The organism is Chryseolinea serpens, assembly GCF_900129725.1.
In the GTDB taxonomy this organism is placed as follows: domain Bacteria; phylum Bacteroidota; class Bacteroidia; order Cytophagales; family Cyclobacteriaceae; genus Chryseolinea; species Chryseolinea serpens.
This window is the reverse complement of record NZ_FQWQ01000002.1, coordinates 531,378-547,223: the sequence shown is the minus strand read 5'-3', so window position 1 is coordinate 547,223 and position 15,846 is coordinate 531,378. Positions and strand designations below refer to the sequence as shown.

Sequence of the window (15,846 nt, the reverse complement as noted above, 5' to 3'; positions counted from 1 at the left end):
GGCAATGGGAATGAACATTGGTGAGCAGGCATCGTGAAAAAGATCAGCAGGAAGCCTCCCCAGTGACTGCCATGACCCCTATATCGTTTCGGGAACAACTCGACGGCTAAGGCGTATAACAGATAGTTTTAGAACAACAATATCAGAAATAATTATCCAATGGCATATTCATTGTGATTCCACGTTGTTTGTTTGGTACAGGAACCGCTATATTCATGGAATGGAGAAACTTACTGTTCCGTCGCGCTGGTATCGTCTGATCCCTATTGCCTTTATCACTTACAGCCTTGCGTATCTCGACCGCGCCAATTTCAGTTTTGGAACTGCGGGCGGCATGACGGAGGACCTTGGTATCGATCAAGGCACGTCTTCCCTGTTAAGCTCGCTTTTTTTCCTGGGTTATTTTTTCTTCCAGATCCCGGGTACGATCTATGCCGTTCAGCGAAGCGCAAAAAAACTGATCTTTTGGTCTCTCATCCTGTGGGGGTCCCTGGCCACTGCCACGGGTATGATCCGGGATGTGAACGTGCTCATCGTGATCCGGTTTATGCTCGGCATCGTGGAAAGTGCTGTTATGCCGGCGATGATCATTTTGCTGAGTCGCTGGTTTACGAAAGGCGAGCGTTCGCGCGCCAATACCTTCCTGATTCTTGGCAATCCTGCCACGATTCTCTGGATGTCCATACTTTCAGGGTATCTCATTGACGCTGTGGGATGGCGATGGATGTTTATCCTGGAGGGCTTGCCAGCGATCGTCTGGGCGTTTATCTGGTGGCGCATCGTCGACGACACTCCGGAAGGGGCTGCCTGGCTCACGTCCGACGATAAGGCAAAATTGCAGCATGCCCTGGAGCAGGAGCAGCAGAATATCAAGCCAGTAAAAAATTATGCGGACGCCTTTCGCTCGCGCGTAGTCATTCTTTTGTCGCTCCAGTATGCACTCTGGAGCGTGGGAGTTTATGGGTTCGTTATGTGGCTCCCATCGATTATCAAATCAGCACCGTCTATGGACATCGTCAAAACCGGTTGGCTATCCGCAGTGCCTTATGTATTTGCCATCCTGGGTATGCTCGCAGCATCGCATTATTCCGATAAGCTTCAGCGGCGGAAAGAGTTTGTCTGGCCCTGCCTCCTGGTCGGTGCTATTGCATTTTACGGATCTCACCTTGCCGGCAGCAATAATTTCTGGCTCTCGTTTGTATTGCTGACGATCGCAGGGGCTGCTATGTATGCACCCTATGGACCTTTTTTTGCGATGATCACCGAAGCTCTCCCCAAACATGTGGCAGGCGGAGCGGTTGCGCTGATCAACAGCTTTGGCGCACTGGGCTCGTTCGTGGGCGCTTACATGGTAGGATACCTGAACAGTACAACCGGCGGATTCGGCGCTTCTTACAACTTCATGGCTTCAGCGCTGCTCCTCTCCGCCGCGCTGACGATTATGGCCGTGGGCGACAACTCCAGAACAAGGAAAAATGAAGGTAAAGTCTGATTGCCTTAGGGATTTCAGGATTTTTTCTGACAGGCATGCTACGACTTCATTAGCGCTAAGCGAATAACCAAATCCAACGCGCAAAACGGATAATAAATTATGGTAATAGTCCTGCCGGTATTTTTCTATCCACCTTTGGAAATGGGATAGCAAAGAATTTTACCATGATGGGCCTCAATCGCTTCTGTAGTTAATTCAAATATAAAAACTACGAATGTAGTCAACAGCGGGGATCCGAAAGTCTGCTGGAATGACTCCATCAGCATCCTTACTTTTGATACACTTTGAATGTTCTTTGTACTTCCTAAATACGTGAGCAATTCGGGAGCCCGCTTCAAAACGGGGTGCCTCGGTCACCAACGGACGTACTGAAACGTTCCTTGCGCGAAGGCAATTCCACAGTATAAGTTCACGATTATCAGGAGGAAGTACCACAAAGCCATTGTGATATTGGCAAGGGTCTTCGGAAGAAAGGTCGTTAAGAATTTATACATGATCAGTTAATAAAGAACAAGGTTTTATAAACGTCAAGCGCTTTTACTAATTCATAGTCGATGATCACACAACTCAGGCAGAAGTAATTGAATACAAAAACTCTTCCCAGGTTCTTGCTGACCAATGAAGTTGGCGTATCCTTAAAAAGGAACGCCAGATAGATTCCGAAAGCTTGCAACGATCCCCAGATCAAATAAGGTATGGTGATTTCGTGCCATAGCGCGATGACGGTCATCGTGATAATAACCCCTAACATGGGTTTCCTGAAGTAAGAAGCAAGGGGAGTATAAATATAGTCGCGGCAAAATGAGGTAAGCGACATGTGATATTTTGACCAAAACTCCTGCATGTTACTGGCCAGGAACGGAAAATTGAAGTTTTCCATTACGCGAAAACCAAGCAACAGTGAAATACCAATGGCGATGTCAGAGTAGCCAGCAAACTGGAAGTATGCATGCAGTACTACGCTGATGGTCTCCAGGTATACCTTGAGCCAATGTTGACTTTCGTCCAGGTTGGAAATGATGGTAGAAAGTTTTAAGTCGAGGATGTAGCTCCCGATAATCAGGATCTTCGAAAAGCCATATAAAATGCGCTGAAAGCCCAATGAAAAATAGTCACTGTTTACTCGTCTTCTTTGCCAATCCCTTATGAACTCTGGATAACGATGGATTGGACCAATGATCAGCACAGGCAGAAAAAAGTTATAAGCGAGATAGAACAGCAGGCCCTCATTTTGAATCCTGCCATGGTAGCTCTCAATGGTATAATGGATGTTTCGGAAAATGTAATAGGACATCCCAAGGGGGATTATCCAATGGTCATGTATGGTAAATAGAATTTTGGCTGACACAATAAGCAACACCAAAATCCCCAAGCTGATCACAATCTTTATAGACTTTCGCAAAACCGCTTTGTGCCATAAATAGTAATTGCCGAACGTGATCGTGCCCAGAATGGCAAAAGATAAAGGTGATTGATAGGCGATGAAAAGTGCAGTGATAATGATCTGGGAAGGCAATACATACTTTTTTGGCAACGTCCATGCCAATAGGATCATGGGCATTGCGAACAATATGACTTCAATGAGTAGCCTCATAACATTTTTTTGACGCAATTTCAGACACGAACCATTTTTGATATTGCATTCCACCCTTTGAGTTCAAGTGAGCGCCGTCGGTGAAAAATGAATTATCCATAACGTAGGGGAAGGGCCAATAATCAACATGATATTGAGTTTTATAGACTGTCAAGAGCTTGTTGAGCTCAGACGCTGTTTGTTGATCCATGAAATTATGGGGAAACAATTTATTCAAGGGTATGTCCAGGAGAACCACTCTGGTGTTGTTTTTCGCCAACGCATCGAATGCGGTGTTGATAACATTGTTTTGCCACATTTTTCTAACCGAAGACTTTGAATGAAGGAGTTTTTTGAACATCACACTGTCAAACTCGCGCGTGTAGTAGCGATCACCGGGTTGTGGTTTTCCGTCGAAGGTATACCACTTGACGTAGTAATTATCAAGTGCGGGCTTCCCAATGGCATTCCGAATGATATTCCGGACGTTCAGTAGGGCCATATTGATGGGGTCAGGCGTCAGGGCGGTCGTATCGCCGTGAGTCAGATTGAAACTGAAGTTTTCAACGAACAGGTAATTGGGGGGATATTTGACTATATAGTCAAAAAAGTCAATGTGTTGAGCAACCCTGGGGGTAAGATAACTCAACGCCACACGAAGCACTTTCGCTTTTCTGTTGGTTAGCTTGTAAATACTGTCTTCAAGCGCGCGAGGATCTACCAGAGCGTGTTCTGTCAAGGAAGAGCCAAAGATGACGATCGATAACGCGGATGTATCGCGGGTATTTTCCATTAATGCGCTTTCGAGATTCTTATTCGAGAGCGCTACCGTTTTGGCATAAGGTCCGTTATTCGAATAACTGTAATAAAGAAATGAAAGTACAATAGCAAGACTTGCAAGGATAGGGAAGACCCATGTTCGTAACGGAGGTGCATCATCAGTCATCTATTGTAGTTTTTTTTGAATGACATTTCGAATAGCACGTATTGACGTCATCACCATAGCATCAGAAGTTGAAAACTTGACGTCAAATACTTGCTCGAGTCGGGTTATCAGGGCCAGATGATTCAGCGAATCCCACCCGGAAACGGTTCGTGTTGAACTCATTTCGGTGATGTCACTGTGCTTGACCTTGAAAATAGTGGCGGCATTCTTGACTATTGTTTCCAGCACGCCTTCGCTTTTTGCAATAGGCGCGGCGTGTTTTTTAATCACGATCTTTTTTAATTCCTCTATCTGGATCTTGCCGCTGATACCACGCGGAAATGAATCGATGACAAGCATATCCTGAGGTACTTTTTCGGGTTCAAGATTTTCGCGCAAGAACTTATAGATCACCAGTTCATCCACTACGACATTGTCCTTTGGCTTTATACACGCGATCATTTTTTCCGTCAGGATAGGGTCTGTTAGCCCAATAACTTTACATTCATCTACTTCGTTAAGTTTGAGAAGGAGCTCTTCTATTTCTTCGGGTTGAACTCGGAATCCCCCGGAATTGATCATACTCTTTTTTCGGCCAACGATTTTAATAAATCCTCCCTCGTCTTCACGTGCGATATCTCCGGAATAGAGCCACCCGTCGATCAACACCTTGTTCGTAGCCTCGGGGTTATTAAAGTAACCGACCATCACGTGATCGCCTTTCAATAGAAGTTCACCCTTTTCACCTTTCTTGACTTCCTGCCCTTCTTCATTAATGATTTTGATGCTGCAGTCGGCGGGTTTACCTACTGTGCCTATCTTAAAGGTGTCTGCGCTGGGTCCGCAATAGACACTTCCCGTGACCGTTTCGGTGAGACCATAAATGTTTGCGACCTGAATCTTAAATATAGAGGAAACCGAATGCCATAATCGTTCTTCCAACAATGCTGCTACAGAGACAGCGAATTTAAAGTCAGGTGTCTTGAAACTATCCTCAAAACCTTCATGATATTTTTCAAAGAAGGCCAGTAGCGTAGGCACAACGAACAGGTGTGTGACCTCATATTTGTAAATGCCATCGTAGATAAGGTCCAATCTGGAGGTGTCCAGCCTAAACGGACTTATCCATGTACCTCCGCAATAAAATGCTAACAAAGGTCCCTGGTTGATCCCGTCCGTATGATATAAATTCAGGACGTTCAGGATCCTGACTTTGTCATCCATTCCATAAACATTCTTAAGCGTTTCCAGGTGTGAGAACAAATTCTTATGGGATATCACCACACCTTTGGGATCAGAGGTGGATCCGGACGTGTACATCATGTATGCAACACATGACGCGTCAATGAATGGTGGGTATGTTGGCGGTGTGTTTTCGAGGCCTTTCAAACAAGCTGGATAGGTGTGATCAGAGGGAAGATCGCCACCGTTCGTGTTCCGTGAAAAGATGCTTTTGAAAACATTCTTTTTTTCTTCGCGAATATTGTTGATCTCAACGGTATTTGTTCCCTCCATTCTCCACGCCGCAACGAGGTCATGGTCAATGAAGAATGCAACGGGACTAGCCTGGTCCATGATGGAATGTATCCTGTCAGCCTTAGCGTTGGGATCCGTTAATATGACCGTTAGCCCAAACCTGTAGGCAGCAATGGTAATTTCGGCAAGCGCTCTTTTGTCATTTGTCGATAATACGATCTTATCTCCTTGTGTAAGATTTAGTCGCTGAAAAATTACGCTTAGCTTGTCTACCGTAGCAAGTAAATTACCGTAGGTGACTGCCTCCCCATCGTGCAGCACGGCAAACACTTTTTTAGGATAGAGTTTTGCACGGCTCACTAACTCAACGATACTTTTCATTATATCCTTTTTCGAATTATTAAATGCCGGTCAATGCTACCGCAAGGCTGTGCATGCCGGCGTAAAAACTTGGGAGATTTAAGCCACCGGTGTTTCCAGTGGACTGCTCACTCGACCAAAAACCATCTGTCCCCTCTAAACAGAAACCGAATCGCAAAAAATCAAATTGCCAATAGTAGATGCGCTGAATAACAACCTAGTAAATGTAATGAATAAAAATCTTTTTTTAACGTCCTCTGCCACTGCGCTTGGTCTGGAGCTCAGGAGAATAGTATAGTGCCGCTTTAGTTCTGAGGACGTGAGATCCAGGTATTCCTTTAAAGGCACCTGATCAGGGCAGAGTGCTGTGGCCCTTTCTGCAGATTGATCCCAGTGTGTTGGATGGATCTGACGGCCCGTAGAGATCTCGGTACGTTTGCCATCCAGCGTGACGCTTACCCAGATGGGATAGAGGCCATTCCTATTCTTCTTGGAAGAAATAAGATGGAAGAAAATTGAAAGATTCTGCTTGAGGTTCATTGTTAAAAAGTTTAAAGTTCTTAATCAATGTTCTTTTCCAGCTGCGATCCTGGAGTCCCCATTTCGTGGGTTCGAAACCAATTTAAAAGGTCTCCATCGGTCACCGAAATGGGTATCCTTTTTTTAGGTTTTTTTTGATATTTTTTGACATCCCTAAAAAACAAAAACCGCCAAAATCATAGATTTTGAGCGGTTTTGATATTGGTTGATCCTGTCTAAGTAGCCCCGGCAGGAATCGAACCTGCATCTTCAGAATCGGAATCTGAAATTCTATCCATTGAAATACGGAGCCGTGTTTTCAATTGCCTGCAAAAATAAGGAAAGGTTTCGGCCTAAAAAATCCTGGCCCTAAAAAGGGCTTGGTTTGATGTGCTATCTTGGGGGAAACGTTTAAATCACGGGCATTATGGCCATGAATCCCCACCACCAGGAGCTCCTGAAGCTCATTCAAGCCAAGGCGGGCAAGCCTACGCAGCACACTTTTTCAGACAGTTACCTGGGCAACCCGCACCCGCGCTACGCCATCAACGCGCCCACCCTGCGGGCTATCGGCCAGGGATGGATGAAGGCGCACCGGGAGATGCCGGCAAAATTGTTTGTGCCGGTGCTCACCAGCCTCATCGAGGGTGAGTCTGCCACGGAGAAATTTATGGCCGGGGTGTTGCTGGACTACGCCACCCCAGACCAGCGCCAGTTCAAGCCGGCCGTGTTTGGAGCATGGTTGGAACACTTGATAGGGTGGGCCGAAGTGGATGTGGTGTGCACGGGGAAGTATACGCTCACGGAGATCCCCGCGCAATGGCAGGCATGGAAGCCCTTGTTGCTGAAGTTTGCCAAAAGCAAGAATATTCAAACGCGTCGGGCTTCGCTGGTGTTGCTTTGTTCGCCGTTGAGCCGGAAAGTGAACGCCGAACTGGTGACCGTGGCGTTGGAAAACATCGACCGGCTGAAAGGCGAAAAAGACATCCTCATCACCAAGGCCATCTCGTGGCTGCTGCGGACGATGGTGAAGCACTACCGGGAGGCCGTGGAAGAATACCTGGGAGAAAATGCCGAGAGCCTCCCGCGTATCGCGGTGCGTGAGACGATGGTGAAGTTGAAGACAGGGAGGAAGACCTCCAGGAAAGTCGTGTAAGGAAAAAGGAATTTGCGTCTTTCTTTGCTCGCCGAAGCTTTAGCGAAGGTGAGGCGGTTCAAAATGAAATCACCCAGCCCATACGTTAGTAACCCTCTCACTACCGCACGAAAACCCCGAAATGCATAACTTTTTTGATACAATCGTTGTTTCATCCTTATAAGCGTTAAGTTTTATGAGAAGGACCATAATGATTGCCTTGGTGTTGTCTTTTGTCACGATGGCCATGGCGCAAAACAAATTGGAAGTGAAGGTCGGGAAGATCAAAAGCAACAAGGGCAACATCATCGTGGGCCTCTACGACAAGGACGATCATTTTCCGCGCAACGCCATGGAAGGCAAGATCGTAAGGGCGTCCAAAGACGGCGTGATCGTGGTCTTCGACAACGTGAAGCCGGGCCGGTATGCCGTCAGCGTGCTCCACGATGAGAACAAGAACAAGGACCTCGACCAAAACCGGCTGGGCATCCCCAAGGAAGGCTTCGGGTTTTCCAACAACGCCATGGGCGCCATTGGCCCGCCCTCTTTTGAAAAGGCCTCTATCGAATTGCCGGTCAATCAGAAAGACACCAACATTGTGATCGACATGCGCTATATGCTCGGCAAAAATAAGACGGACTAACGCCGTACCCAACGTTGTCGCTGGTTTAGGATGGCGCATTTGCCCCGGAAATCCTGACGGCAATTGATTTTTTTTGAGGTTGCCGGGCCGTGTGTCGGTTTTATTCAATTCTGAAAGCAGGGGTGATCCTATTTTTGATAAAAAAAATAGCGATGACAACACCTTCCAACCTCCTTCTTGTAGTAACGGCCACCACCACCGCGCTGATGGCCGGCCTGTTTTATGCCTGGTCCGTTTCCGTGACTCCCGGCCTTGCCCACGTGACCGACCGCGAATATGTCGCGGCCATGCAAGCCATGAACCGGGCCATTTTAAATCCCATTTTTTTCGCCGCCTTCATGGGCACGCTCTTCCTGTTGCCCGTGAGCACCTACATGCACTATGCTCAACCCCTGTCGGCGCGCTTCTGGTTTTTATTGGCGGCCACGGTCGTGTATGCCGTGGGTGTGTTTGGCGTGACGGCCGCCGGAAATGTCCCCCTGAACAACGCACTCGATGTCTTCCCCCTGGCCACGGCCTCCGACGCCGAAGTGGCTTCCCTGCGGCGCTCTTTCGAAGGACCGTGGAATGGCTTGAACACCATTCGCACCTACGCCGCCGTGCTTGCCATCGTGTTGGTGATCCTGGCGTGTCTCAGTCCGAAGGAATCGGTGGCGTCGGTGTGATGTCGGTTTTGTTCTATCGTCACGACACGTGACATGCTAGGTTTGTTCTATGAAATGCAAAAAAATATGAAAACACATTTTATCAAGGCGCTAATCCTCGTGTCGCTGATGTGTGGCTACGCGGCGACACAGGCAAACGTCCACCCTGATCCGGCGGTCCGCAAGGATGACAGCACGAAAGAGCAGGCGCTCACTGTTTTGCAAAGCAAGTGCAATGTTTGTCATGAGCGCCAAAACCCGGGCAAAGTATTTACCGTCGCCAACATGGAAACCCATGCCCCGAAAATATACAAGCAGGTATTTGTGAAACAGCGAATGCCCCGGGGCAATGCGATCAAACTTTCACAGGAAGAGAAAGACACCTTGTTGCGCTGGCTGGAGACGCAGGGTGTGGTGGTGGATAAGAAATAGTGAGATGGGACCAGGCTTAGGCCTTGGCCCTGGAAGCCTTGTGAATGTTTTTTAGCAACGACTTTTTTCCTTTGCTATCCCCGCGCAGTTCCCAGATCATGATGCCCGAAGCTTTTGTCCGCGCCAGCTGTGTCTTTAGCCGTATGGTGGGGATGCCGTTGTAGTAGAGGATATGGCCATTGGGCATTTTCCATTCGTCCACATTTTCTGATCCGGGGAAAGTGGCTACGATGTCCTTGTAGGTCTTGCTGGTAGCCGGGGAGGTCAGCTCGGGACCATAGCCGTAGCCATAAAAAGGCACGCCCAGGTTCATGCGCTGGGGAGCGATCTTCCTCTCGATACCAAAATAGTCAAGATCTTCCACGGCATGGGCATACGTTGCGTGTGGACCGGGTTTGTCCGGTCGCCACGGTCCCGTGCGGTCGTAGCTCATGACGTTCACAAAATCGTATTGTGCCAGCGCCTTGTCGGTGAATTGATCCTTGTAATAGACCGCGATCGCCGCCGTGATCAGCTTTTGTTTCGCGTGTAACGCCTGCGCCAGTTCCGTCACAAAGTTCTCATAGTTCCCATCGATGTCTGTCCCCTCCAGGTCAACATCCACACCATCGACGTTGTACTTCTCCACTTCCGCCACCAGGTTTTGGATGAGCGCACCCCGCTTGTCGTCCTGCAACAACCGGTGATACTGTGGCTGCCGCGTTCCCCCGCCAATGGCAAACAACACCTTCACGTGTTTTTTATGCGCCTTCTCAACGAACCCCCTCAGCGCACCCAGATCCCGCGTAAAATTCCCAACCGAATCCGGATTCAAAAACCAAAGGTTCACATGCGTCACATATTTAAATGCCACCCCCTCTTCCCCCGCCAAAGCCGACGAAATCGAATAATAGCCCACCACCCGGAAAGGCTCTTCTCCAGGCTGAGCCCGAACCACAGCGGCATTCGCTAACGCCAGCCCTATCACAGCAATGCGAAAAAACAATTTCATATGTTCCCAATTCAAGTAAAAAACATCAACAAAATAATGCAACCCACTCCGGGGTGCTCCCGAACGCCGACAACTGACTACCGGCTACAGAGGGTTGGCTACTGGCGACTTACGACTGGCTACTGATTTATCGTTATGCACAGCAATTCAGTTTCCTGGTACTAAATTAGGGATAAAAACATAAGGCCAAGCCATAAATGAACACAATGGCGTGGAATGAACATTTTAAAATATCAAAGTTTAACTTTAGGAATGCCATGAAAATTTACGTTTTTATTGTGTGTCTTGTTGGCATGATGACGGAGAAGGTTCTCGCTCAGAAGACGTATGGGAATGAACTTCCGGACTTCGATCATTCTTTGCAGCTGGAAACGAAATCTGATACGACCGCGGGTATGAGTTTTGGCGACTTCGATGGCGATGGTCATCTGGACATTCTGTTGGTGAAAGGAAGACATTGGCCGATTGTAGACCGGGTGCTTCTTGGTGATGGATCGGGGAGAATACGAAAGGCTTATGATCTTGGGAAGATCGCAGACCGTTCGTACACCGGCGCTTTGGCCGATTTTAATGGCGATGGTTTTGTCGATGTTGCGGTTAGCAATGATGACCCGGATCGGAAACTGATTTACTTTAATGACGGAAAAGGCAATTTTGAAGTTGGACCGGAATTTGGGCGCCCTGGATGGCCGACCCGCAATTTGGCCGTCGCCGATATCAACAAAGACGGGTTGCCGGATGTCATTTTGGCGAACCGAGGTAATTCATCAACATCAAATTATATTTGCTTAAATAGTGGAAACGGACACTTCGATGGCAACTGCATCCCGTTTGCTCCTTACCCTGCCACGACCATAACCCCTGCGGACTTTAATAAAGATGGCTTTGTTGACCTTGTTGTCCCGCATCGTGACGGTGGTCAAAGTTACGTGTATCCAGGCCGTTCGGATGGGGCTTATTCGGACAGCCAGCGCATTCCATTCGGCCCCCCCGACGCTACCATTCGCATGACAGCCGTAGCCGATTTTAATGGAGATGATTTCCTTGACATTGTAGCGATTGATGAAAACAAAGGTGTCAGTCTTTATTTTGGACAAGCCGATCAAACCTTTTCCGCAGGGATTTCTATAGCGGATTCAAAGATTGTCCCGTATGCCCTGGCAACAGCCGATCTAAACAACGACAAAAAGGTTGACATCCTTGTGGGACACGTAGAAGCCCCTTCAACAGTCTTTATCAACGACGGGACCGGTCGCAACTTTAAATCCATTTCCTTTGGCGATTCAAAAGGTACTGCGTATGGTTTTGCCGTTGGCGATTTCAATGAAGACGGAAAGCCTGACATTGGCACGGCCCGATCTGACGCTCCAAATATGCTATTCTTTGGCAATAACAAATCAAAAATTACAAAATGAATCAACGTACAAAACGATAGAAATATTTGACGGTCGCCATCACTACCAAACTTGGCTGACTCCAGACGCCTAATAATCCGCCTGCCCAATTTCGAGCCGATGAATCTTATTTTGACCGTTCACATGAAATTTAAAATACGTCTTAAAATCTCCCCACTGGTCCGAATGAAACCGTCCATAAACATGTAACCCATCCTGCTCCACCTTATCGATCGCCGTGAATCGCTCATGGCCGATGGCCTTTGTAAAAAAAGGGACGAAGCTCACCTTGTTGCCGTCGTCATACAGCTCGGCATCCGCAGTGAACAACCCAAACCAGCCCTTGGCGTCGCCTTTGTCCAGGGCCGTCAATGCGCTCTTCACAAGGGGATGTGTTAATTTGTCGGTCTGCATAGAATTTTCAAATTTCCCGGTACTAAATTAGGGGTAAAAAATTATCCGTCAGCATACGGGTCTGCCAATCATGTATACGCCCAGTGTTTTTCTGACCACCGACACGGCCGAAATGGTGGCCTTCATGAAGCGCTTCAGCTTTGCCACCATCGTTACGGTGAAAGACAATTACCCAACGGCCACACACCTGCCGTTCCTCGTTCGCGAGGTGGACAACACCATCGTGCTCACGTCGCATTTTGCCAGGGCCAACAAGCAATGGGAGGAGATCGAAGCCAACCCGGTGCTGGTCATTTTCAGTGAGCCCCATGCCTTCATTTCCCCCAAGCATTACGACAAGGTGCAGAACGTGCCCACCTGGAACTATGTGGCCGTGCATGCCTATGGCCGGGGGAAACTCTTGCCGGAGCCACAACAAGCGGTGCCCGTACTGGAACAGATGATCGAAACGTTCGAGGCATCCTATCGCCAGCAATGGGACAGCCTGCCCGCCGACTTCAAAGAAAGGGCGGTCAATGGCATCATGGCCTTCGAGATCGCCGTCACGGAGTTGCAGGGCAAGAATAAGCTCAGCCAGAATAAGAACGAAGCCGAGCGCCATCGCATCATCGAAACGCTTTCCAAAAGCGACCACGAGGGCGAGCGACAGATTGCCGCGTTTATGAAAGCGAAGGAAAAGGGATCGTGAAGAAAAACAGCCTCGCGAAAAATGCGCGGGCGCCTACATCCGTGCGCGGCGAAAACATGTAATATTGTGGTCTAAATAAATTGTCAATGGAAGTTGGTTCACTTCTCCTGCTGGTCGGCGTGGCTGTCGGGATCGTCATTCTGAAAACCTTTTATGACCAGGGGAAGAAAGCGCTTTCCATTTTCCCGGACATTCATTCGGTGAACGTTGTTTACCGCGACAAGACGGCGTTAGGCTATTCCACCCGTTCGTGGAAAACCAAATTCGGTGGCGCCAGCCGGTCGCTCGACATTGTGGTGACGGATAAAGAACTGTGGCTCCGGAGTTTTTTGTTGCTGGCCGGCATCACCAAACAACATGACCTCCTGCACAAGATCCCCCTCGGCCGGATCACCTCCGCCAAAGAAAACAAAGAAGGCATCGTACTGGCGTTTAAAGGCGAAAAGGGCGAGGGCAAACAAGTGGTGATCAACACCCGCGACAAAGCGGCATTTCTAAAAAGCATCCGCAAGGGCTGATGGTTGGGCTTTATCGAACAAAGGCGTTCCGAAACCGAACAAGCACAACCCAAAAATAAAGCTTAAGTTTGCTGACAGTCAAATAGATGTCTTTGGCACTCGCATTGGTAGGGATGCCGTGCACCTAACCCTGAAGCCATGTTGAAAAATTATGTGATCGTCGCCTTCCGTGCCTTCACGCGGAACATCACCTTCTCCATCATTCATATCCTGGGACTCTCCATCGGCATCAGCGCCGCGCTGGTCATCTACCTTCTGGTCCGTTACGAAAACAGCTTCGATACATTTGAAGAAGACGGCGACCGGATCTATCGCGTGGTGTTGGACATGAAGTTCGGCGACATGGTTGGACACTCCCCAGCCGTGCCGGCACCGGCGGCCATGGCCATTCAAAACGAAGTCAGTGGTGTGGAGGCAACGGTGCCCATCATGCAATTCCAGGGCGATGCCACGGCAAAGGTGATGATCGCGCGGGGAGGAGAGCAGGTGGTGTTCAAGAAGCAACCCGGTATCGTGTTCACCAACCCTCTGTATTTTGACTTGATGCCGTTCCAATGGCTGGCAGGAAGCAAGTCGTCGGCCTTGTCGAATCCTTTCTCGGTGGTGCTCACAGAAACCAGGGCTGCTCAATATTTTCCGCATACGGCCGTGAGTGATGTCATCGGCAAAGAGCTCCAGTACAACGACGACCTCACCATGGTGGTGACCGGCATCGTAAAAGACTTTGACAAACCCTCGGACCTCACGTCCCTTGAATTTATTTCTTACGCCACCATTGCCAAGACCCACCTGCAGGACCAGTTCATGATGAACGTCTGGAACGATTGGATGGCCTATTCCAAACTGTATGTCAGGCTGTCGAAAGAAAGCCGGCCTGCGGATGTGCAAGCGCGGATGAACGCGGTGTTTCAAAAATATGGCGCGCATAAGGACGAGCAAAACAAACTGGATTTCGCCCTGCAGCCCTTGAACGATATACATTTCAATTTGCAATATGCCGGGTTTGGTCAACGCACCGCCGACAAGAAAGTGCTGATGGGCCTGCTGGCCATTGCCGCATTTTTATTGTTGCTGGCCTGTATCAACTTCACCAACCTGGCCACGGCGCAGGCGTCGCAGCGGGCGCGTGAGATCGGCATACGCAAAACGTCCGGTGGCTCACGAGGTCAGTTGGTGATTCAATTTTTGAGTGAGACCTTTTTCATCACCTTGCTCGCGATGCTGGTCTCGGCTAGCCTGACACCCGCGTTGCTGCAACTGTTTGGAGAATTTCTCCCCCCGGGATTGCACTTCGACCTCTTGCACGAGCCTGGGGTGATGGCCTTCCTGGCGGTGCTCACGCTGGCGGTGAGTTTTGTGGCGGGGTTGTATCCGGCCATCATCTTGTCGGGCTACAAACCCTCGGCGGTGTTGAAGAACCAGGCCTTTGCCGGTATGCCTACGCGCCGGTCGGGCATCCGGAAGATGCTCACCGTGTCGCAGTTTGTCATTGCCCAGTTCTTTGTCATCGCGGCCTTTATGGTGGGCAAACAAATTCACTTTGCGATGAGCCAGGACCTCGGCTATCGCAAAGAAGCCATTCTGAATTTTGAGCTGCCACGCGACACAACACATTATGACCGGATCAGGAATGAGATCTCTAATCTCCCAGAAGTAGAAAAAGTGAGCACCGGATTTCTTCCCCCCGCGATGGAGGGAAGCGCCTTTGCCAACATCACGTACGACGAGGGCAACACCGGATCAAAAGCCGCGGCCAACGATCGCCTGCGCACGGTCCAGCTGCGCTTTGGCGATCCCAGCTACCTCGATGTGTATCAAATCAAATTGGTGGCCGGCCGCAATGTGCGCGAAGGCAAGAACATCGATGAGACGTTGATCAACGAGAGCTATGCAAAGGCACTGGGTTTCCTTCAGCCGGTCGATGCACTGGGGAAGGAGCTTACGTTTTCCGGAAAAAGGAAAGCGCCCATCGTGGGCGTCATGCAGGATTTTCACGAGGGATCGTTCCACAACCCGATCGGGCCGTTGGTATACGAATCGCGCACACAGGGCGGGTTCTTCCACGTGGCCTTGCGCCCACAGCCCCAAGGCACGCGTCAGTGGCAGGATGCCATCGCCAAGATCGGCAAGACCGTGAACGAAGCCTATCCCGACGCGGATTTCAACTACCGGTTTTTCGACGACACCATCGCGCAACTCTACGTGACGGAACGTAACACGTCGGTGCTGTTGAATTGGGCCACGGGGTTGTCGGTGCTGATCAGTTGTCTTGGGTTGCTCGGGTTGGTGATGTATACTTCGGCGGCGCGTACGAAAGAGATCGGTGTGCGCAAAATTTTGGGCGCTTCCGTTTCGCATATTGTGTCGCTGTTGTCGGCCGAGTTTGTGAAACTGGTGTTGATTGCATTTGTGATTGCCGCTCCTTTGGCCGCGTGGGCGATCGATAAATGGCTGCAAAGCTTTGCTTACCGGACGCCGATCAGTTGGTGGGTATTTGTGGTGTGTGGTGCGTTGCTGATCGTGGTGGCGATGATCACGTTGAGTGTGCAGACGATCAAGACGGCGCGGGCGAACCCGGTGAAAAGTTTGAGGAATGAATGATATCAAAATATTGGTATCGCGCCAATGAGGGCACAATAGTT

15 protein-coding genes and 1 tRNA gene are annotated in these 15,846 nt (G+C 49.3%); 9 read left to right on the top strand and 7 right to left on the bottom strand.

What is annotated here, in order from left to right; genetic code table 11:
• Window positions 1–220: 220 nt before the first annotated feature.
• Window positions 221–1,492: an MFS transporter gene (locus tag BUB30_RS16315; RefSeq protein ID WP_073136000.1), complete on the top strand. Its 1,272-nt coding sequence runs from the start codon at window positions 221–223 to the stop codon at window positions 1,490–1,492.
• A gap of 496 nt (window positions 1,493–1,988) precedes the next feature.
• Here BUB30_RS16315 and BUB30_RS16310 read toward each other — a convergent pair whose 3' ends face one another.
• From BUB30_RS16310 to BUB30_RS16290, 5 genes are all read right to left on the bottom strand, one after another.
• Window positions 1,989–2,786 carry an MBOAT family O-acyltransferase gene (locus BUB30_RS16310; protein ID WP_178377132.1) on the bottom strand — a complete coding sequence of 266 codons (798 nt, stop codon included), beginning with the start codon at window positions 2,784–2,786 and terminating at the stop codon, window positions 1,989–1,991.
• Between the two features lie 283 nt (window positions 2,787–3,069).
• Window positions 3,070–4,011 (bottom strand): hypothetical protein, encoded by a 942-nt coding sequence (locus tag BUB30_RS16305; RefSeq protein ID WP_073135996.1) that lies wholly within the window; start codon window positions 4,009–4,011, stop codon window positions 3,070–3,072.
• Window positions 4,012–5,847 carry an AMP-binding protein gene (locus tag BUB30_RS16300; RefSeq protein ID WP_073135994.1) on the bottom strand — a complete coding sequence of 612 codons (1,836 nt, stop codon included), beginning with the start codon at window positions 5,845–5,847 and terminating at the stop codon, window positions 4,012–4,014.
• A gap of 135 nt (window positions 5,848–5,982) precedes the next feature.
• Window positions 5,983–6,366 carry an Arm DNA-binding domain-containing protein gene (locus BUB30_RS35975; protein ID WP_073135992.1) on the bottom strand — a complete coding sequence of 128 codons (384 nt, stop codon included), beginning with the start codon at window positions 6,364–6,366 and terminating at the stop codon, window positions 5,983–5,985.
• Window positions 6,367–6,586: 220 nt separating this feature from the next.
• Window positions 6,587–6,658, bottom strand: a tRNA-Arg gene (locus BUB30_RS16290).
• A 114-nt stretch (window positions 6,659–6,772) separates the two neighbouring features.
• On the opposite strand from BUB30_RS16290, the gene BUB30_RS16285 reads away from it, so the two are divergent.
• From BUB30_RS16285 to BUB30_RS16270, 4 genes are all read left to right on the top strand, one after another.
• Window positions 6,773–7,501 carry a DNA alkylation repair protein gene (locus BUB30_RS16285; RefSeq protein WP_073135991.1) on the top strand — a complete coding sequence of 243 codons (729 nt, stop codon included), beginning with the start codon at window positions 6,773–6,775 and terminating at the stop codon, window positions 7,499–7,501.
• Between the two features lie 175 nt (window positions 7,502–7,676).
• A complete protein-coding gene (locus BUB30_RS16280; RefSeq protein ID WP_084138176.1) occupies window positions 7,677–8,123 on the top strand; it encodes a DUF2141 domain-containing protein in 447 nt (148 codons plus the stop codon).
• Between the two features lie 152 nt (window positions 8,124–8,275).
• Window positions 8,276–8,788 (top strand): anthrone oxygenase family protein, encoded by a 513-nt coding sequence (locus BUB30_RS16275; protein WP_073135989.1) that lies wholly within the window; start codon window positions 8,276–8,278, stop codon window positions 8,786–8,788.
• Window positions 8,789–8,854: 66 nt separating this feature from the next.
• Window positions 8,855–9,199: a hypothetical protein gene (locus tag BUB30_RS16270; protein ID WP_143164956.1), complete on the top strand. Its 345-nt coding sequence runs from the start codon at window positions 8,855–8,857 to the stop codon at window positions 9,197–9,199.
• A 16-nt stretch (window positions 9,200–9,215) separates the two neighbouring features.
• Here the strand turns inward: BUB30_RS16270 and BUB30_RS16265 are convergent, their stop codons facing one another.
• Complete coding sequence (locus tag BUB30_RS16265; protein WP_073135985.1) at window positions 9,216–10,190, bottom strand: glycosyl hydrolase family 18 protein; 975 nt, start codon at window positions 10,188–10,190, stop codon at window positions 9,216–9,218.
• Between the two features lie 257 nt (window positions 10,191–10,447).
• On the opposite strand from BUB30_RS16265, the gene BUB30_RS16260 reads away from it, so the two are divergent.
• Window positions 10,448–11,605 carry an FG-GAP repeat domain-containing protein gene (locus BUB30_RS16260; protein ID WP_178377131.1) on the top strand — a complete coding sequence of 386 codons (1,158 nt, stop codon included), beginning with the start codon at window positions 10,448–10,450 and terminating at the stop codon, window positions 11,603–11,605.
• A 69-nt stretch (window positions 11,606–11,674) separates the two neighbouring features.
• Here the strand turns inward: BUB30_RS16260 and BUB30_RS16255 are convergent, their stop codons facing one another.
• Window positions 11,675–11,998, bottom strand: a complete 324-nt coding sequence (locus BUB30_RS16255) for a hypothetical protein (protein WP_073135981.1) — start codon at window positions 11,996–11,998, stop codon at window positions 11,675–11,677.
• A 70-nt stretch (window positions 11,999–12,068) separates the two neighbouring features.
• On the opposite strand from BUB30_RS16255, the gene BUB30_RS16250 reads away from it, so the two are divergent.
• The 3 genes from BUB30_RS16250 (at window position 12,069) to BUB30_RS16240 (ending at window position 15,805) form a co-directional block, all read left to right on the top strand.
• On the top strand, window positions 12,069–12,686 hold the full coding sequence (locus BUB30_RS16250; RefSeq protein WP_073135979.1) for an FMN-binding negative transcriptional regulator: 618 nt from the start codon (window positions 12,069–12,071) through the stop codon (window positions 12,684–12,686).
• An 86-nt stretch (window positions 12,687–12,772) separates the two neighbouring features.
• The gene (locus BUB30_RS16245; RefSeq protein WP_073135977.1) at window positions 12,773–13,204 is read left to right on the top strand and encodes a hypothetical protein; all 432 of its coding nucleotides are present in this window, start codon (window positions 12,773–12,775) and stop codon (window positions 13,202–13,204) included.
• Window positions 13,205–13,342: 138 nt separating this feature from the next.
• Window positions 13,343–15,805 carry an ABC transporter permease gene (locus BUB30_RS16240; RefSeq protein WP_073135974.1) on the top strand — a complete coding sequence of 821 codons (2,463 nt, stop codon included), beginning with the start codon at window positions 13,343–13,345 and terminating at the stop codon, window positions 15,803–15,805.
• The last annotated feature ends 41 nt before the right edge of the window (window positions 15,806–15,846 follow it).

Excerpts from the sequence above, each read along its gene's own strand:
- BUB30_RS16275 (WP_073135989.1), top strand. The coding sequence starts at position 8,276 with ATGACAACACCTTCCAACCTCCTTCTTGTAGTAACGGCCACCACCACC.
- BUB30_RS16315 (WP_073136000.1), top strand. The coding sequence starts at position 221 with ATGGAGAAACTTACTGTTCCGTCGCGCTGGTATCGTCTGATCCCTATT.
- BUB30_RS16270 (WP_143164956.1), top strand. The coding sequence starts at position 8,855 with ATGAAAACACATTTTATCAAGGCGCTAATCCTCGTGTCGCTGATGTGT.
- BUB30_RS16280 (WP_084138176.1), top strand. The coding sequence starts at position 7,677 with ATGAGAAGGACCATAATGATTGCCTTGGTGTTGTCTTTTGTCACGATG.
- BUB30_RS35975 (WP_073135992.1), bottom strand. The coding sequence starts at position 6,366 with ATGAACCTCAAGCAGAATCTTTCAATTTTCTTCCATCTTATTTCTTCC.
- BUB30_RS16260 (WP_178377131.1), top strand. The coding sequence starts at position 10,448 with ATGAAAATTTACGTTTTTATTGTGTGTCTTGTTGGCATGATGACGGAG.
- BUB30_RS16305 (WP_073135996.1), bottom strand. The coding sequence starts at position 4,011 with ATGACTGATGATGCACCTCCGTTACGAACATGGGTCTTCCCTATCCTT.
- BUB30_RS16240 (WP_073135974.1), top strand. The coding sequence starts at position 13,343 with ATGTTGAAAAATTATGTGATCGTCGCCTTCCGTGCCTTCACGCGGAAC.
- BUB30_RS16250 (WP_073135979.1), top strand. The coding sequence starts at position 12,069 with ATGTATACGCCCAGTGTTTTTCTGACCACCGACACGGCCGAAATGGTG.
- BUB30_RS16300 (WP_073135994.1), bottom strand. The coding sequence starts at position 5,847 with ATGAAAAGTATCGTTGAGTTAGTGAGCCGTGCAAAACTCTATCCTAAA.
- BUB30_RS16285 (WP_073135991.1), top strand. The coding sequence starts at position 6,773 with ATGGCCATGAATCCCCACCACCAGGAGCTCCTGAAGCTCATTCAAGCC.
- BUB30_RS16310 (WP_178377132.1), bottom strand. The coding sequence starts at position 2,786 with ATGTCCTATTACATTTTCCGAAACATCCATTATACCATTGAGAGCTAC.
- BUB30_RS16265 (WP_073135985.1), bottom strand. The coding sequence starts at position 10,190 with ATGAAATTGTTTTTTCGCATTGCTGTGATAGGGCTGGCGTTAGCGAAT.
- BUB30_RS16255 (WP_073135981.1), bottom strand. The coding sequence starts at position 11,998 with ATGCAGACCGACAAATTAACACATCCCCTTGTGAAGAGCGCATTGACG.
- BUB30_RS16245 (WP_073135977.1), top strand. The coding sequence starts at position 12,773 with ATGGAAGTTGGTTCACTTCTCCTGCTGGTCGGCGTGGCTGTCGGGATC.